Origin of the sequence: Actinomadura napierensis, assembly GCF_039529375.1 — a bacterium.
Classification (GTDB): Bacteria; Actinomycetota; Actinomycetes; order Streptosporangiales; family Streptosporangiaceae; genus Spirillospora; species Spirillospora napierensis.
Genome location: NZ_BAAAMR010000008.1, coordinates 47,110 through 63,221, shown reverse-complemented (window position 1 = coordinate 63,221; position 16,112 = coordinate 47,110). Strand labels below are relative to the sequence as shown.

The 16,112-nt window shown below is 73.3% G+C and carries 16 protein-coding genes, 1 tRNA gene and 1 other RNA gene; 7 read left to right on the top strand and 11 right to left on the bottom strand.

Features of this window, described 5'->3' with window-relative positions:
- Positions 1-89: 89 nt before the first annotated feature.
- Together ABD296_RS07145 and ABD296_RS07140 are read right to left on the bottom strand one after the other, a co-directional pair.
- A complete protein-coding gene (locus tag ABD296_RS07145; RefSeq protein WP_344262778.1) occupies positions 90-437 on the bottom strand; it encodes an ArsR/SmtB family transcription factor in 348 nt (115 codons plus the stop codon).
- A 51-nt stretch (positions 438-488) separates the two neighbouring features.
- Positions 489-3,770 (bottom strand): DUF4132 domain-containing protein, encoded by a 3,282-nt coding sequence (locus ABD296_RS07140; RefSeq protein WP_344262777.1) that lies wholly within the window; start codon positions 3,768-3,770, stop codon positions 489-491.
- Positions 3,771-3,857: 87 nt separating this feature from the next.
- Between ABD296_RS07140 and ABD296_RS07135 the strand changes: the two genes are divergently transcribed.
- Positions 3,858-4,427 (top strand): YciI family protein, encoded by a 570-nt coding sequence (locus tag ABD296_RS07135; RefSeq protein WP_344262776.1) that lies wholly within the window; start codon positions 3,858-3,860, stop codon positions 4,425-4,427.
- 3 nt (positions 4,428-4,430) lie between these two features.
- Here ABD296_RS07135 and ABD296_RS07130 read toward each other — a convergent pair whose 3' ends face one another.
- Genes ABD296_RS07130 through ABD296_RS07120 form a run of 3 tightly spaced genes read right to left on the bottom strand, consistent with a single transcriptional unit; the run spans position 4,431 to position 5,988 of the window.
- Positions 4,431-4,979 (bottom strand): DUF5063 domain-containing protein, encoded by a 549-nt coding sequence (locus tag ABD296_RS07130; RefSeq protein WP_344262774.1) that lies wholly within the window; start codon positions 4,977-4,979, stop codon positions 4,431-4,433.
- Positions 4,972-5,571, bottom strand: a complete 600-nt coding sequence (gene recR, locus ABD296_RS07125; RefSeq protein ID WP_344262773.1) for a recombination mediator RecR — start codon at positions 5,569-5,571, stop codon at positions 4,972-4,974. The genes ABD296_RS07130 and recR overlap by 8 nt, the downstream gene beginning before the upstream one ends.
- 36 nt (positions 5,572-5,607) lie before the next feature.
- Positions 5,608-5,988 carry a YbaB/EbfC family nucleoid-associated protein gene (locus ABD296_RS07120; RefSeq protein WP_407061448.1) on the bottom strand — a complete coding sequence of 127 codons (381 nt, stop codon included), beginning with the start codon at positions 5,986-5,988 and terminating at the stop codon, positions 5,608-5,610.
- A 395-nt stretch (positions 5,989-6,383) separates the two neighbouring features.
- Here ABD296_RS07120 and hemC point away from each other — a divergent pair, with 395 nt between their 5' ends.
- On the top strand, positions 6,384-7,289 hold the full coding sequence (gene hemC / locus ABD296_RS07115) for a hydroxymethylbilane synthase (RefSeq protein WP_344262771.1): 906 nt from the start codon (positions 6,384-6,386) through the stop codon (positions 7,287-7,289).
- A 6-nt stretch (positions 7,290-7,295) separates the two neighbouring features.
- Here hemC and ABD296_RS07110 read toward each other — a convergent pair whose 3' ends face one another.
- Both ABD296_RS07110 and ffs read right to left on the bottom strand, forming a co-directional pair.
- Complete coding sequence (locus ABD296_RS07110; protein ID WP_344262769.1) at positions 7,296-9,494, bottom strand: DNA polymerase III subunit gamma and tau; 2,199 nt, start codon at positions 9,492-9,494, stop codon at positions 7,296-7,298.
- A 55-nt stretch (positions 9,495-9,549) separates the two neighbouring features.
- Positions 9,550-9,645: signal recognition particle sRNA small type (ffs, locus tag ABD296_RS07105), an RNA gene on the bottom strand.
- Between the two features lie 58 nt (positions 9,646-9,703).
- On the opposite strand from ffs, the gene ABD296_RS07100 reads away from it, so the two are divergent.
- The 3 genes from ABD296_RS07100 (at position 9,704) to ABD296_RS07090 (ending at position 11,146) form a co-directional block, all read left to right on the top strand.
- Positions 9,704-10,048, top strand: coding sequence for a DUF952 domain-containing protein (locus tag ABD296_RS07100; RefSeq protein WP_344262767.1), 345 nt, complete (start codon positions 9,704-9,706; stop codon positions 10,046-10,048).
- A gap of 10 nt (positions 10,049-10,058) precedes the next feature.
- Positions 10,059-10,146 (top strand) — tRNA-Ser (locus ABD296_RS07095).
- A 244-nt stretch (positions 10,147-10,390) separates the two neighbouring features.
- Positions 10,391-11,146 carry an SDR family NAD(P)-dependent oxidoreductase gene (locus ABD296_RS07090; RefSeq protein WP_344262765.1) on the top strand — a complete coding sequence of 252 codons (756 nt, stop codon included), beginning with the start codon at positions 10,391-10,393 and terminating at the stop codon, positions 11,144-11,146.
- 58 nt (positions 11,147-11,204) lie between these two features.
- On the opposite strand, the gene ABD296_RS50505 is transcribed toward ABD296_RS07090, so the two are convergent.
- Positions 11,205-11,336 carry a DUF1059 domain-containing protein gene (locus tag ABD296_RS50505; RefSeq protein WP_407061447.1) on the bottom strand — a complete coding sequence of 44 codons (132 nt, stop codon included), beginning with the start codon at positions 11,334-11,336 and terminating at the stop codon, positions 11,205-11,207.
- Between ABD296_RS50505 and ABD296_RS07085 the strand changes: the two genes are divergently transcribed.
- Together ABD296_RS07085 and ABD296_RS07080 are read left to right on the top strand one after the other, a co-directional pair.
- Positions 11,274-11,954 carry a helix-turn-helix transcriptional regulator gene (locus ABD296_RS07085; protein ID WP_344262763.1) on the top strand — a complete coding sequence of 227 codons (681 nt, stop codon included), beginning with the start codon at positions 11,274-11,276 and terminating at the stop codon, positions 11,952-11,954. The two genes, ABD296_RS50505 and ABD296_RS07085, sit on opposite strands and share 63 nt — an antisense overlap.
- A 97-nt stretch (positions 11,955-12,051) precedes the next feature.
- The gene (locus tag ABD296_RS07080; protein WP_344262761.1) at positions 12,052-12,363 is read left to right on the top strand and encodes a type II toxin-antitoxin system VapB family antitoxin; all 312 of its coding nucleotides are present in this window, start codon (positions 12,052-12,054) and stop codon (positions 12,361-12,363) included.
- 10 nt (positions 12,364-12,373) lie between these two features.
- Here the strand turns inward: ABD296_RS07080 and ABD296_RS07075 are convergent, their stop codons facing one another.
- From ABD296_RS07075 to ABD296_RS07065, 3 genes are all read right to left on the bottom strand, one after another.
- Complete coding sequence (locus ABD296_RS07075; RefSeq protein ID WP_344262759.1) at positions 12,374-13,645, bottom strand: CynX/NimT family MFS transporter; 1,272 nt, start codon at positions 13,643-13,645, stop codon at positions 12,374-12,376.
- A gap of 128 nt (positions 13,646-13,773) precedes the next feature.
- A complete protein-coding gene (locus tag ABD296_RS07070; protein WP_344262757.1) occupies positions 13,774-14,490 on the bottom strand; it encodes a FadR/GntR family transcriptional regulator in 717 nt (238 codons plus the stop codon).
- Between the two features lie 140 nt (positions 14,491-14,630).
- Positions 14,631-16,103 carry a helix-turn-helix transcriptional regulator gene (locus tag ABD296_RS07065; RefSeq protein ID WP_344262755.1) on the bottom strand — a complete coding sequence of 491 codons (1,473 nt, stop codon included), beginning with the start codon at positions 16,101-16,103 and terminating at the stop codon, positions 14,631-14,633.
- Between the last annotated feature and the right edge of the window lie 9 nt (positions 16,104-16,112).

Here is a 16,112-nt window from a genome sequence, read left to right as displayed (position 1 = left end):
CCGGTCGGTCGTTCATGTCGATGATTCGAAGTATCGCAGAATCTCGATATGAGATGCAAGCGGGCGCGGCGGCCTTCCGGCGGAGGGATCTAGAGCGAGCGGCCGAGTGCGGCGACGAACCAGGCGATGCGTTCCTCGTCGCGCTTGTAGTGCGTCCACTTCCCGACCCGGGTGGACCGGACGAGCCCGGCGCGCTCCAGCGCGGCCATGTACGCCGAGACCGTCGACTGCGCGAGCCCGACCTTGGCCTGGATGTGGCTGACGCAGATCCCGACCTCGACCGGGTCGGCGATCGCCTCCTCGACCGGGAAATGGCGCTCCGGTTCCCGCAGCCACCGCAGCAGCTGGAGGCGCACCGGGTTGGCCAGCGCCTTCATGACGTCCAGCAGCTCGGCTGCGACGTCTTCCGAGGGGTCCGCGTTCTTCGTCGTCATCATGGCTCTCCGGACCGAGTCTACCGCGACGTTTCGCAGAACATCGATATGACCTCAGGACGCGGCGTCCGCCAGCTCGGCCAGCACCTCCGAGACGGTGACCGGGTGCAGGTCGCCGAACGGCCGCCGCCCCTCGCGGCTCGCCCGGTCGCCGGTCTCGGGGCGCTCGTCGAGCCAGATGACCTCCAGCCGCTGACCATCGGCCAGGTTCGGGTCGATGCTGAGCCCCGGATCCAGGTGGACGTTGACGTACAGGCCGCCGGGCACCGCGCGGTACATGCTGTGCTGGATGCCGGCGTCCATGGGGCCGCCGCGCCGCCAGCCGCGCCGCTCCAGGCCCAGTACGGCGGTGGGCGCGACGACGGTGCCCTCGCACCTCTCCAGCCGGCGGGCGGCGCGCTCGTCCTCGGTCAGCGTGTGCACCGCCCGCCCGAGCTGCGGGAACGGCTGCAAGACCGCGTAGTCGGCGAACAGCTCCGACCACGCCCCGCGCGCCTCGCCCAGCTCCAGAGGGTGCGGGATGCCGACGCCCGCCGACTCCGGCAGCGTCAGCACGTCGTCGCCGGCGTCGGCGAACGTCCGGTCCTCCGCCACGCGGAACGCCGTCGCCTTCCCGCCGTCCTCGGCGATCCACACAAGCCGCCGCGCGATGTGCCAGATCAGCGGATGCTCCACGAACAGGCGGCGGAACTCCGCGACCGCCCAGCGGCGACGCGTCACCATCGCCGTCTCCAGGCGGTGGATCTGGTCGGCGGCGACCGTCCGCACGTCCTTCTTCAACGCGGCGAACCGCTGGTACGCGGCGGGCGCCAGGTCGGGGTCGTCCTTGGCGCCCGGCTTGGGCAGGGTCTTGCGGCGGGCGCCGTCCTCGTCGGACACCTGCGGCCTGAGCTGCTCGTCGAACCCGACGACGAAACGGCGCGGCCCGTAGTCCAGGACGAGCCCGCCGCCCGCGTCCAGGCCGAAGTCGGGGACCAGCCGGTCGCCCAGCTGCTCCGGCGTCAGCCCCAGCCCGTCCGCGACCTCCTTGATCTTGTCCTGCGCCCGCGCCCTGAGGCCCTTGAACTTCACCTTCTGCGCGATGCCGTGCAGATGCATCAGCGCCACGTCCGTGCCGATCGCCGCGAGGACGTCCAGGCCGGCGACCGCCTTGGCGTGGCCGCCGTCCCCCGGCCACGCGCGGATCAGCGGCGTCAGCCTCCGGACGGTGTCGTCGTCGCCGAACCATCCCAGTTGCGCCAGCGCCCAGCCGTCCTTCGCCGGTGCCTCGCCCCGCTGCCACTGCTCGAACAGCGCCCACGCGAACTCCGCCAGCGACTCCGGATCGCACGCCTCCTTGACGATCCCGACGCCCGCGTACACCTCGTCGTTGCTGGACATCGCCAGCATCGTCAGCACGTGCCGGACGGCCGTGACGGGCAGCGCGTCATCGCGTCCGCGGAGCCTGATCTGCGGCAGAGACTCCGGGACGGCCCACTCGCCCACCACCGGAATGCGTTTCGGTAGGAGTTCCAGCGGATCCACCATGACGGCCGGTCGCAGGGCGTCCGCCACATCGTCGCCGTGCGCGCGCGCCGCCGCCTTGATGATCTCGTCGTCCCCGTGCTTCTCCGCCACCAGCCGCAGCGCGCTCTCGGCCTCTCGCCGCGCCGGGCCGGGCTTGCCCAACGCGGCAGGGACCAGCAGCGGCACCGCGTCCACGCCGTGCCGGCCGAACCAGGCGAGCGCTGTCTTGCGGCCCCGCTTCGGCCTGGCCAGGAACGCGGCCATCAACCGCGCCATTCCGGCGTCCAGGAACGGCAGCGCCCGGTCGGCCAGCCCCGCCGGGTCCTCCTCCGCCACCCGCAGCGCGACCGGCAGCGCGTCCACCCCGAACCGGGCCACGACCTGCCGCAGCCACATCTCGGCCTCCCACAGCTGCGGCTTCCAGCCCGCCAGCCACGGCCGGACCTTCTCCACCGGCCCGTACGTGAGGACACCGAGCCCGTACCCGTGAGCGCGGCCACCGCGGAACTCCTCGACCAGCGCGTCCCAGTCGTCACCCGCCGGGACGCGGTGCCGCTCGTCGGTCCTCGCCCACTCCTCCTGCTCGCCCGGCTCCCACCGCATCGCGGTGTCGGCGGGCGGCACGAGGCCCTCGACGACGACGGACTTCGCCGCCTTGACGTCCCGCAGCCACGGCGGATCGGCCAGCGGGCCCGGCAGCGCGTCCACCGGAGCGTCCGGCAGCCGTCCGTCGTCCGCCACCGCCACACCGGCCGCCGCCGCCAGTTCGGGATGGGACCGCACGTGGCCCGCCAGCAGGTCGGCGAGATGCGGGGCGTCCGCGGCGGCCGGCTCCAGCAGCCGCAGCGCCCGCGCGGGGAACCGCTTCATCGCCGCGAGCAGCGCGGGCCGCACATGCTTCTGGTCCGCGCGGTCGACCAGCGACTGGAACGCCTCGTCGCCCGGCACGATCGCGAGCATCTCCAGGATCAGCTTCCGGAGGTCGGTGTCCCACTCGTTCGCGTCGAACGCCTCGGCGAACAGCGGCACGGTCGCCGCACCCACCCCGTCCAGCATCGTCACCAGGCACGACCGGTTCCACATGAACGGGAAGGCGAGCCCGTACGTGCCGAGCGTCTCCGCATGGCTCGCCGACCCCAACGCGCAGTGCAGCATCCACAGGAAGACTCCCTCGTGGTGCAGATCGGGCGGCGCGGCGCAGCACTCGTCCACCCAGTCGAGCCGCGACGGCACCAGGAACGACACCGCCGCCCGCTGCGTCGCCGTACGCCGGCACCGCGCGAGACCGTCCACCGCCTCCGCGTACTCGGCCTCGCCGGCGACGGCCAGCAGCCCCCGCAGCCGCGCACCGATCCTCCACGCCGGCGTCGCCGCGACCGACCTGCCGGGCCGCCCCGCCTTCGCCTCCGCGACCCGGACGCCGGGGAAACCCCAGCCGATCCCGCTCAGCTCGGCGAACGCGCACGCCGCGAACGGCAGCCCGTGCTCGGTCGCCCACACGTCCGCCAGCGGCGCCGCGAGCTTCTCGACGGTGTGCTCCCACCGCGCGTCCTCGATCAGCAACGCGGCGACCACGGCCGCCCCCAGCGGGCTCACGGCGCCGGCCAGGTGCTCCTTCGCCGCGGCGGCCAGTTCCGGGTCCACATCGTCCCGCTCACCGAGCGGCTGCTTCGCCTCCAGCGCCCGGACCCGCTCCCGCACGTCCTCGGCGGCGCCCCGGTCGACCTTGATCGCCGGACCCGGCCGCCCGCCGCGCCGCGGGAACATCCGGCGCCGCCACGCGTCCGGAAGAACCAGGGCGTCCTCGTCCGAACCGGGAAGATCATCCATACCGCCCCACCGTAGGGCAGCCCTGCGACACCCGCCGCCCGTTCCGACGCCTCCGGCCCGGCGCCGCCGCGGGGCAGGGCGCCGATCATGGGCGGGCAGACTGGCGGCATGGAGTTCCTGTGCTACCACCGCGACCGGCCCGGCTCCCTGCCGCTGCGCGAGCAGCTGGGGGAGGCGCACTGGTCGTACATGGACCGGTTCGCGGCGCGGATGATCGCCCGCGGCCCGACCTTCGCCGGCGACGGCGAGACCCCCACCGGCAGCCTGCACATCGTCGACCTGCCCGACCCCACCGCCGCCCGCGCGTTCGCCTTCGACGAGCCCAACTACCAGGCCGGCGTGTACCGGGACGTGCTGCTGCGCCGCTGGCGCAACACGCTGGGACGCACCATGTGGGACTTCCCCGGCGGCCGCACCGGCGGCGACCGGTACCTGGTCCTCGGCCTCGGCACCGGAGAGGCCGCCGACCTGACGGCACCGACCGCCATCGACACGCTCATCGCCTACGGGCCGCTGCTGTCCGACGACGGCACCGCCTGGCTGGGCACGGCCGCCCTCATCCAGGCGCCGGACCCGGACGCGGCACGCGCCGTCCTGACCCCGGACCGGTACGCCGCCATTGACGTCCATCCCTGGGAGTTCGGCGGACGGCGGTAACCGCTACTGGGCGACCGCCGCCTCCTGCGCCACGGCCAGGCGGTCGTTGGCGACGTAGGCGTGCAGGGCGCGCAGCGACGCGCCCGCATGGTTGCCCCAGTGGTTGAAGTAGGAGTACTGCCACCACCACAGCGCCTCGAGAGGACGGTCCTGGTTGTAGTGGCGCAGCCCGTGGACGAGGTCGCTGGCGACGTCGACCAGGTCGTCCGACAGGCGGTAGGCCGTGGGCTCGGTGTCCTTGTACGGGTCGAACACCTCGACGTACTCGTCCAGGTCGCCGAGCCGCTCGGAAAGGCCCGTGCGGACCGCGTCGAGATCGGGGTCGTCGCCGATCTCCGGCTCCCAGTTGTCCGGCAGGATCACGTCGGCGCTGGCGCCGAGCTGCGCGCCCGCCAGGATGACCTGCGAGACCTCCAGCAGCAGCAGCGGGATCGTGTGAGCCCCGCCGTCGCCGCGTGCCACGGCCTCCAGGCCGTTCAGGTAGTTGTCGACATGGCACGCGACCCGTTCGGCGAGCGCGTTCCAGTCCTGCGGGCTGTTGGCGTCAGACATCGAGCAGCCTCCGTCCTTCGAATGCGCGTCCCAGGGTCACCTCGTCGGCGTACTCCAGGTCACCGCCGACCGGCAGGCCGCTGGCGAGCCGGGTGACGGTGAGGCCCATGGGCTTGACCAGGCGGGCGAGGTAGGTCGCGGTCGCCTCGCCCTCCAGGTTCGGGTCGGTCGCGAGGATCAGCTCCGTGATCGTGCCGTCCGCGAGCCGCTGCATCAGCTCGCGGATCCGCAGGTCGTCGGGGCCGACGCCCTCGATCGGGCTGATCGCGCCGCCGAGCACGTGGTAGCGGCCGCGGAACTCGCGGGTCTTCTCGATCGCGACGACGTCCTTGGACTCCTCGACCACGCAGATGACCGACGGGTCGCGGCGCGCGTCGCGGCAGATCCGGCACTCCTCCTCTTCCGCGACGTTCCCGCACGTCCGGCAGAAGCGGACCTTGTCCTTGACCTCCTTGAGCGCCTTGCCGAGGCGCTCGACGTCGGCCGGATCGGCGGCGAGGAGGTGGAAGGCGATCCGCTGCGCGCTCTTGGGGCCGACGCCGGGCAGCCTGCCCAGCTCGTCGATGAGGTTCTGGACCACCCCTTCGTACAACGGACCACTCCTTTCGTCTTGACGGTCGTTCGCCGGTCAGCCGCCGAGGCCGGGGAAGCCGCCGGGAATGCCCTCGCCCGAAGCGCCACCGCCGCCGAGACCGGGAATGCCGCCTCCGCCGCCGAGGCCCGCGGCGAGCGGTCCCATCTTCTCCTGCTGCAGCTCGGCCGCCTCCCGGGCCGCGTCGCGGATCGCGGCGAGCACCAGGTCGGCGATGGTCTCGGCGGTGTCGGCCGGGTCGTCGGCGTCGATCGCCTTCGGGTCGATCGCCAGCCCCGTGACCTCGCCCTGGCCGTTGACCGTCGCGGTGACGAGCCCGCCGCCGGCGGTGCCTTTCACCTCCGCCTCCGCCAGCTCGCGCTGCGCGGCGAACAGCTGCTCCTGCATGGCCTGCGCCTGCTGCAGCAGCTCCTGCATGTTCAACTGACCACCGGGTTCCACGGTGCACCCCTCTTCTCGGCCCCGCGGAGGGCCTGCTCTCTCGCGACCGCGCCGACCACCGGACGTCCGTCCCCCGAGACTACGGGGTCCCACCGAGATCCCGTAAGTGCGGCCCACCCCATGTCCCCACTCCACCCAACAGCCGCCGGGCGGCTGGAGCGGTGGGCGTCGTGGTGGCGGACGCGTCCGCAGGCCGTGCGCGTTCACTGCTCCCTGCCGGGACGCGGTGGCGGCGGCCGAGCGGGTGGACGCGATACTCGAACAGCGGATGTATCCCGGCACGTTCCGGGGGCTCAGGCGGCGCTGCGGAAGGGGCGAACGTGACTGGCGATGGTGTGCCTGGCGGCTCGGGTGTGGGTGGGGTGCTGCGGTTGGGCACGCGGACTTCGCCGCTGGCGATGGTGCAGGCTCGCGGTGTGGCGGCCCGGTTGCAGGAACTGGCGGACGTGACCGTGGAGGTGGTCGGCATCCAGACCGGCGGGGACCGACATAAGGGACACCTAGGCGAGTTGGGCGGCAAGGGCGCGTTCATGCGGGAGATCGACCGGGCGCTGCTGGCCGGCCGGGTCGATATCGCGGTGCATTGCCTCAAGGACGTGCCCGGCGACGTCCCCCGGCCGGACGGGCTGGTGTTCGCCGCGTACGTCGCGCGTGACGACGTCGCCGACGTGATGCTGTTCCCGGCGGCGGGCAAGGTCCAGTGCCTGGCCGATCTCGCCCCGGGGGCGCGCGTGGGGACGTCGGCGGTGCGGCGGCGCGCCCAGCTCGGACGGATCCGGCCCGATCTGCGGATCGAGTACCTGCGCGGGAACGTGAACTCGCGGCTGGGACGGCTGGACGCGGGCGAAGAGTTCGACGCCATCGTGCTGGCGCGGGCGGGCCTGACGCGGCTGGGGATCGAGCGGCCGGGCGAGGCCCTCGACATCCTTCCCGCCGTCGGGTCGGGAGTGCTGGCGGTGGACTGCCGCGCCGACTCCGATGCCGTGGAACTGGTGCGGCTACTGGATCACCAGGAGACCCGGCGGTGCGTCAGCGCCGAACGCGCGATGCTGCACGGCCTCCAGGGACACTGCAACAGTCCGATCGCCGGGCACGCCCGGATCGAGCGGGACGGGCGACTGAGCCTGCGCGGAATGGTGTTCACCCAGGACGGCTCGCGGTTCGTCCACTCAGAGGAGCGGTCCCCGGTGGAGCAGGGCGAGGATCTCGGCGCTCGCGTGGCCGGCGATCTCCTGCGCAAGGGCGCCCGCGACCTGATCGGGAGCGTTCCGAACTGACCGGCCTCAGGAGTTGTCTATCTCGCGGATGACCTGACCGCCCAGTTCCCGCTGGATCAGCGCCATCCCGCTCATCTCCGCCTCGATGCCGTCGGCGTCGGCGTCCCCCTCCGGGTCCACCTCGTCGCTCTCGTCCATCGGGGACGGCTCGGGAGGCGGCGGCGGTTCGTCGGGCGGGGGCGGCATCGGCCCCGGGTCACCCGCCCCACCGCCGAACGCGGCCCCGCGGGGCGCGTCCCCGCCGGACGCGGGGCGGGGAACGGGGTTCGAGGACGCGCCGCGCTGCGGTGCCGCCCGGTCCGCCGGTGCGCTCTGACCTGGTCCGCCGCCGTTCCCCCCGGACGAGCCGAACCCGGGGGCCGGGGACGAACCGCTCGTGCCGGACGACCCGAAGCCGCCGGAAGGAGCACCACCGCCGAACCCGCCGCCGGCATTGGACCGTCCGCCGCCCGGGGCCGGGCCCGGCCCGGGGCCGCCCTGGCCCCGTCCGCCGCCGCCCGCACCGCCGGACACGGTCTCGATCCGCCAGTCGACGCCCATCCGCTCCCGGAGCACCTCGCTGAGGATCACGTCGCGATTGCCGTTGACGAACCCGAGGCGGTTGCCCTCCGCCTCGAACGCGAGCGTGAGGACGCGTCCCTCCAGCGACGCCGGCCGCACCCCGGACATGATGACCATCCAGGTCGCGCGGCTCTTCTGCTTGACGGCCTCGATGATGTCCGGCCAGTACCGCTGCACCGCCGACACGTCCACCCCGCCGCCCGGCGACGCCGCGGGTTCGGGGGCCTTCTCCTGGGGCGGCGGAGGGCTCGGCCGTGTCGCGACCGGGGCCGGACGCTCGGGGGCCGGCGGAGCGGCGGGCCGTTCCGCCGGGCGGGCCGCCTGCTCCGCAGGTCGCGGAGAAGGCTCAGCCGGAGCCGGGCTCGGTGCCGGGGCCGGGGCCGGCGCAGGAGCCGGGGCCGGGGCCGGGGCTGGCGCTGGGGCCGGTGGCGTGAACGCTTGAGCCATCCCGTCACCGGCGGGCGGCCCGGCCGGGAGACCTCCCTGGGCGGCCTGGCGTTCGAGACGGTCGAGGCGGGCGAACATCGACGCCTCGTCCTCGTAGGCGGCCGGCAGCAGGATCCGGGCGCAGATCAGCTCCAGCAGCAGCCGCGGCGACGTCGCGCCGCGCATCTCCGTGAGCCCGGTGTGCAGCAGGTCAGCCGCCCGGGTCAGCTCCCCCGGGCCCATCGAGGACGCCTGGCGCCGCATCTGCTCCAGCTCGTCCGGCGGGACGTTCAGCAGCCCCGAGCCGCCCGCCTCCGGGACGTTCGACAGGATGACCAGGTCGCGGATGCGCTCCAACAGGTCGGCGGTGAACCGGCGGGGCTCCTGACCGCTCTCGATCACCCGGTCGACGGCGGCGAACACCGCGGCGCCGTCGCGGGCGGCGAACGCGGCGATGACCTCGTCCAGCAGCGTCGAGTCGGTGTAGCCGAGCAGCGAGACGGCCCGCGCGTAGGTGATGCCCTGCTCGTCCGACCCCGCCAGCAGCTGGTCGAGGATCGACAGCGTGTCGCGCGCGGACCCGGCGCCCGCCCGCACCGCCAGCGGCAGCGCGGACGCCTCGTACGGCACGTCCTCCGACTGCAGGATCTCCTCGACGAGCTCCGTCAGCACGCCCGGCGGGATCAGCCGGAACGGGTAGTGGTGCGTCCGGGACCGGATCGTCCCGATGACCTTCTCGGGCTCGGTGGTCGCGAACACGAACTTCAGGTGCGGCGGCGGTTCCTCGACGAGCTTCAGCAGCGCGTTGAAGCCCTCCCGGGTGACCATGTGCGCCTCGTCGATGATGTACACCTTGAAGCGCGCCGACACGGGCGCGAAGAATGCACGTTCGCGCAGGTCGCGGGCGTCGTCGACGCCGCCGTGCGAGGCCGCGTCGATCTCGATCACGTCGATGTGGCCGGTCCCGGACGGGCCGAGCGCGACGCACGAGTCGCACTTGCCGCACGGGTCGGGCGTCGGCCCCTGCTCGCAGTTCAGCGAGCGGGCCAGGATGCGGGCGCTGGAGGTCTTGCCGCAGCCCCGCGGGCCGCTGAACAGGTACGCGTGGTTGATCCGGCCGTTGCGCAGCGCCTGCTGGAGGGGCTCGGCGACGTGCTCCTGCCCCTTCAGCTCGGCGAACGTCGCTGGCCGGTACTTGCGGTACAGAGCCAGACTCATCGGGGGTCCGCCCTCCCTCGAGAAGCAGAGCGTCAGAAGCGCGAGGGTGCTTTAAGCAAGGGACCCCCCGCACACCCGCCAGAGCCTGCTTATCCTTGCTGCCTTCCGGCCCTGGGGAGGTTCACAGGGTGACGCCGTGCGAGGGGTCTGCACAGAGTCTATGGCATGCGCGGCCAGGGTCGGCACGGTTGCCGCGTACTCTCCGCCCCATGACGGACGCCACGCAGCAGACGCTCCTGCACATCGCCGAACGCCGCCATTGGGAATCCGCCTGGGACTCGGGAGTGTCGTACACCATGTCGACGCTCGGCCGGACACTCGACGAGGAGGGTTTCGTCCACTGCTCGTCCGATATGGACCAGGTGGAGGGCGTCCTCGGGCGTTTCTACTCGGCCGTCCCCCGGTCGGATCTGGTCCTGCTGGTCATCGACGTGTCGCGGCTGGACGCGCCGGTCCGCCACGAGCAGGTCGGCGACGGGGTCTTCCCGCACGTCTACGGTCCGATCCCGGTCTCCGCCGTAATCGGTGTCCGGTCACTGCCCGAGAACCGGTAGGCTTTCCCGCGGAGGATTCGCCTAGTGGCCTAGGGCGCACGCTTGGAAAGCGTGTTGGGTTCACGCCCTCGCGAGTTCGAATCTCGCATCCTCCGCCACCGGACGAAGGTCTCGGCCGCTCAGCGGCCGGGACCTTCGTCGTTCCGGGGCCTCGGCCCACGCCACAGATGTAGTTCCGTCGGCGTGAGTTGCTTCGGGGTAGTTCCTCCGGTGCGATTCCACCGCTGTGGTTCGGGCCCGGCGAGCGGTCTCACTGAGTCGAATCCCCCGGCCGCCGGCCGCGTCGTGCCTGGTAGCTGTGGGGAAACGTGTTGGACGACTGGGTGAGGAACCGAACTGATCATGGGGAACAGGAACCTGGAGAACAAGGTCGCGGTCGTCACCGGCGGCGCGTCCGGTATCGGCGGGGCGATCACCCGGCTGTTCACCGGACGGGGCGCCCAGGTCGTCGTGGTCGACCTTCAAAAGGAGGCCGGCGAGGCCCTCGCGCGCGATCTCGGCGATGCGGTGGTGTTCCTGCAGGGGGACGTGTCGGACTGGGCCGTCGCGGACACCGCCGTCGCCACGGCCGTGGAGCGCTTCGGGAAGCTCGACACCCTGGTCAACAACGCGAGCGCGTCCCGCCAGAAGCCCTTCGACGAGCAGACCGACGACGACTGGCGGCTTGCCCTGGACACCGGCCTGTTCGCCACGCGCAACTTCATGCTGGCCGCGCTGCCCGAACTGAAGAAGGCCGGCGGCGCGTCGGTGGTCAACTTCGGGTCCGGCGCGGGGTTGGAGGGCCAGCGGAACCAGGCGTCCTACGCCGCCGCGAAGGAGGCCATCCGCGGTCTGAGCAGGGTCGCCGCCAACGAGTGGGCGGCGTATGGGATCCGGGTGAACGTCGTGTGCCCCATGGCGATGACCCCCGGGGTCGTCCAGTGGGCGGAGGCGCGGCCCGAGCAGTATGCGCAGTCCGCCGCGAAGGTGCCGATGGGGCGGTTCGGCGATCCGGAACGGGACGTGGCGCCCATCGTCGCGTTCCTGGCAAGCGACGACGCGCAGTACATGACGGGGCAGACCGTCATGGCGGACGGCGGCGCCGTCAAGCTCCGTTAGAGGCTCGCGGAACGCGGCCTGAGCGGAATCCGGCTCAGGCCGCGCCGGGCGCGCCCGCTCAGGCGTGCTGCGGTACCTCGTCCTTCAGGCCCTTGCGGATCTCCTCGCGCAGTTCAGGAGTGTCGGCGTGCCCGTGGACGGACGCCGCGTGCTCGGCGGCGGCCCGAACCACCTCGTCTGGTCCGGGCATCCGGCCGGACGGCCGCTCACGGTCCCGGACGGCCTGCTGGGCCGCGACGCGCTGGAGGCGTTCGCCCGCGACAAGGCCGCCGATCCGCTGGTGGCCCGGATGACGGCAGGCCCCGGCACGCCGCTTCTCCGCTCGGACGTGCAGTCGCGCGCCGAGTACCACGCGCTCGCCGCCTACGCGGACGTGTACCGTCCGCTCGGCATCGAGCATCAGCTCGCGATGGCGTTCCCCGCCGGATGCACGGCGGACGGGCCGCGCGGCGTGTGCCTGGCGGTCAACCGGGCGCGCGGGGACTTCGGCGACGCCGACCGGGCCACCGCCGACCTGCTGCGCCCCCGGCTCGTCCGGGCGATGAGGCGGCTCGCGCCGCCCGGCCGGGAGCGGGTCACCCGCCGAGAGGCCGCGGTGCTCGACCTGCTCGCCCGCGGCCTCACCGACCGGCAGATCGCGCGGCGGCTGGCCATCAGCCCGCGGACCGTCGAGAAGCATCTGGAGCACGCCTATCCGAAGCTCCGCGCACGCGGCCGGGTGGACGCGGCGACCACCTGGCCCTCCCTCGCCGGAGGCGGCCCGGAAGGGCGGTCCCGGCCCCTTCCGGACCCTCCGGAACCGGCGTGACGGTAGTTACTCACGGGGCCTCTGAGCTGCGGCGTAACTGGTTTACCAATCGGTGGAATCCGGTGACCGGGGTAGTCGGGCAACGTAGACTCTGGGCGTGATCTTCAAGGCGGTGGGTGAAGGAAGGCCCTATCCCGAGCACGGTTTGTCGTCCCGGGACTGGGCCAAGCTCCCCCCTCGCCAGGTCCGCCTCGACCAGCTCATCAGCACCAAACGGGAGCTGGACCTCCACTCGCTGCTGGCCAAGGACTCCACGTTCTACGGCGACCTGTTCCCGCACGTCGTCCAGTGGAAGGGCGAGCTCTACCTGGAGGACGGCCTGCACCGCGCGCTCCGGGCGGCGCTGCACCAGCGGACCGTCTTACACGCCCGCGTCCTCGATCTGGACGCCGTCGACATGATCGGCTGAACCCAGCGCCTCAGTGCGTCCGGGCGGGTTCGCCGGCGGGCACGCTCTTCGGTTCGACGAGGCGGACGTCCTGGCACGTCGCCGGGACCACGTATCCAGGCCGCGCGGCGAGCAGCCCGAACACCAGCTCCGGAACGACAAGGGCGAGGACGAGCGTCAGCGGGACGTGCCAGCCGCCCGTCGCGCTGTGCAGCACGCCCATGGCGAACGGCCCGAACCCGGCGAGCAGGTAGCCGCCGGTCTGCGCCATGCCGGACAGCCGCCCCGCGACGGCCGCGCTCGGCGAGCGCAGGCTGAGCAGGGTGTAGGCGAGCGGGAACGCGCTGCCGGTGCCGATGCCGAGCAGCACGACCCACGCCCAGCCGGCGGCGGGCGCCAGCAGCAGGCCGCCGATGCCGACGACCATGGCGAGCGCGACGCCGGCGACGACGGCCCGCTGGTCGCGGAGCCGAGCGGCGACCACGGGGACGGCGAAGCCGAGCGGGATGCCGACGATCATCATCGTGGAGACCATCATCCCGGCGGTGGCGTCGGCGTACCCGGCGTCCTGCATGATCTCCGGCAGCCACGACATCAGCACGTAGAACATCAGCGACGCCAGGCCCATGAACACCGCGACGTACCAGGCGACGGGCGAGCGCAGCAGCGAGCCCTCGGCGGGCGCGGCGGCCGGGGCGGCGGGCTCGGCGGGCGCGGGGGAGCGGCGGCCGTGCACCGCGAGCGGTCCCCACGCGAGCGCCGCGACCAGCGACGGGACGGCCCACACGGCGAGCGCCAGGCGCCAGCCGCCAGCGCCGTCCAGCGGGACGGCGAGGCCCGCGGCGACGGCGCCGCTGGCGGCCATCAGCATCATCGCGAGCCCGGTCAGGGACCCGACGCGGCGCGGGAAGGCGCGCTTGATGACCGCCGGCAGGAGGACGTTCCCCATCGCGATCCCCGCGCCCGCCAGGACCGTTCCAACGAACAGCGACAGCGGCGACGCGGCGACCCGCAGCAGGATCCCGGCGGTGATCAGCACCAGGGAGCCGGCGATGGCGGTCTCGGCGCCGACGCGGCGCGCGAGCACCGGCGCCAGCGACGCGAAGGCGCCCAGGCACAGGACGGGCAGGGTGGTCAGGACGCCGACCTCGACCCCGGACAGGCCGAACGCGTCCCGCAGGTCGCCGAGCAGCGGGGAGATCCCGGTGATGGCGGCCCGCAGGTTGATCGTCAGCAGCACCAGGCCGACGAGCGACCAGGCGGTCAGGGCACGGGGGACGGGGGACGTTGCCGAGGTGTTCATTTCGCCTTCGTCATGCGCCCGCGGGCGCGTCGAACCGGTTGGGGGACGGCGCGGGCCGGAGAGCCCGGCCACGCCGGAGATCGTTGATGGGACGCGGCGAACCGCGTGTGCCGGACGCGTCGCCGCCGCTACGGCTCGCGCGCGTCGGCGACGCCCGGGGCCTCCTCGGCTTTCCACGGCCCGGTGGAGGCGAGGATCTGGTCCAGGCAGGCGTGCGTGGCCCGGGCGGCGGCGTCGGCGTCGCCCGCCTGCACGGCCTCCGCGATGGGGCCGTGCGGGACGTCCGCGTGTTCGAGCAGGGTGCCCGCCGCGCCGATGCTGGCGCGCAGGGCCGTGCTGAAGTCGCGGTACAGGTCGGCGAGGACCCGGTTGTGGGTCGCCTCGACGACGGCGGTGTGGAACGCCAGGTCGGCCTCGACGAAAGCGGCGTGCTCGCCGGCCGCCCATGCTTCGTTCCGGCGGTCGAGGGCGGCGGTGATGGCGGCGATGTCGGCGTCCGTGCGGCGCGCGGCGGCGAGCCGGGCGGCCTCGACCTCCAGTCCGCGCCGCACCTCCAGGGTCTCCACCAGTTCGGCCGTCTCCAGGCGCCGCCGGACGGCGCTGGACAGCTCGCTGGTGGCCCGCACGTAGGTGCCGTCGCCCTGCCGGCTGTCGAGCAGGCCCGCGTGGGTGAGGGCGCGGACGGCCTCGCGGACGGTGTTGCGGCCGACGCCGAGCGTCTCCGACAGCACCGGCTCCGGCGGGATCTTCGCACCGACCGGCCAGGAACCGCCGGTGATCTCGCCCCTGAGCTGCTCGATCACCTGGTCGACGAGCGACGATCGGCGAGTGGTGCGCAGCGTCATGGTCCCTCCTCGATCCAGGGGGCGCCGACATCCGATCAGCCAGTCATCCTATGTTTGTGATCCAATAATACGACAGCCTCACGGACGCCTTTATTCCGGAGCGCCGGAAACCCGCACGGAACGCGGAAGGCACAGGGCGGTCAGACCCGTCCGAGGTCGTGGTTGGCCTCCTGGGACGGCGCGGCGTGCAGGCCCGCGGCCTCCAGCGCCTGCCGGTACGCGCCGGCCGCCGCCTCGGCGTCCTGGACCAGTTCGAACAGCTCCCCCAGCTCCCGGAGCAGGTGCGCGGCGGGGCGCCCGGCCGGCAGCGTCCTCAGCTGGTCCGACGCGGCGCGCAGCACGACCTGGGCGGCCGGCCGGTCGCCCTGCGCCACCCGGGCGCGGGCGAGGACGAGCCGGGCGAGCACGGTCTTCTGCGTCCGCGCGACGATGTCGATGCTGGGATGCGGCGTGATCGGGTGCGTCCGCGCCGGAGCGGGCGCCACCAGGGCCATGCCCGTGTCGAGGAACTCCTCCAGCTCGGCGATGGCCTCGTCCAGCTCGCCCACGAGGACCAGCGCGCGCGCCTTGGCGATGGTGCTCTCGGTGGCCTCGGCCCCTTCGAGCGCGCTCGTCCTGCGGAGCAGCGCCAGGGCCTCGCGTGCGGCTTCGCGGCTGCCCTCGGCGCGCGGCTTCTCGATGCCGGGCGCGCCGTCGGCGGACGGAACGACCTCCGCCACCGGGGAAGGCGCCGGCTTCGAGAACGGCATGACGCCCCTCAGCAGCGCCTTGGCGGCGGCGAGGTCGAGACGCGCACGCGCCTGCACGGGCGTCGCGTCGGTGCGGGCGGCCAGCGCCTGGTCGGCGAAGTACAGCGAGTCGCCGATCGTCCCCTCGTCGAGCGCGCGGATGCTGGCGCGCTGGTAGTGGACGCTCGCCGGCTCGTCCTGCCCGGGACCCTCCGGGTGCAGGAGCCGCCTGCCCACCTCGTGCGCGCGCACGGGCTCGGAGCGGTCGACGTAGGCGAGCAGCAGGATCCGGCCCGCCTCGGTGTACTCCTGCCCCGCGGTGAGCCCGAGCCTGCCGAGCCGGTCCATCGCGCGCTCGCCGAGCGCGATCGCCTGGCCGAGGTCGCCGACCGCGTGGTAGCAGCGGGCCAGCGCGATCACCGGCGGCAGCCAGCTCGCCCGCCCCGGATCGCGTTCGGCCTGCTCGCGCAGCTCCTCGAACAGCGCGATGGCCTGGTCGGTGCGGCCCAGCTCCTCCAGGGCGCGGGCGCGGCCCCAGCGGGCGCGGGACGTCAGGTCCGGATCGTCGCTGCGGGCGATCACCTCGTCGAAGCCGGACTCGGCGGTGCCCGGGTCGCCCGCCAGCAGCGCGAGGTGCGCATGGCGCTCCCGCACCTCCAGATGGGCGCGCTGCTCGGGCTCGACGCCCTCGGCGAGGTACTCCGGCGTGCAGCCGAGCCGTTCGGCCAGCATGCGCAGGACGGTCGGCGTCGGAGTCCGCTTACCGGACTCGATCAATGAGATGTAGCTGTCGGAAAGGTCGTGACCGGCGAGCTGTGCCTGCGACAGGCGTCTGGTGAGCCGCAGGTTGCGGACACGTTCGCCGACATTGCCTGGACCCGGCATGTGGACTCA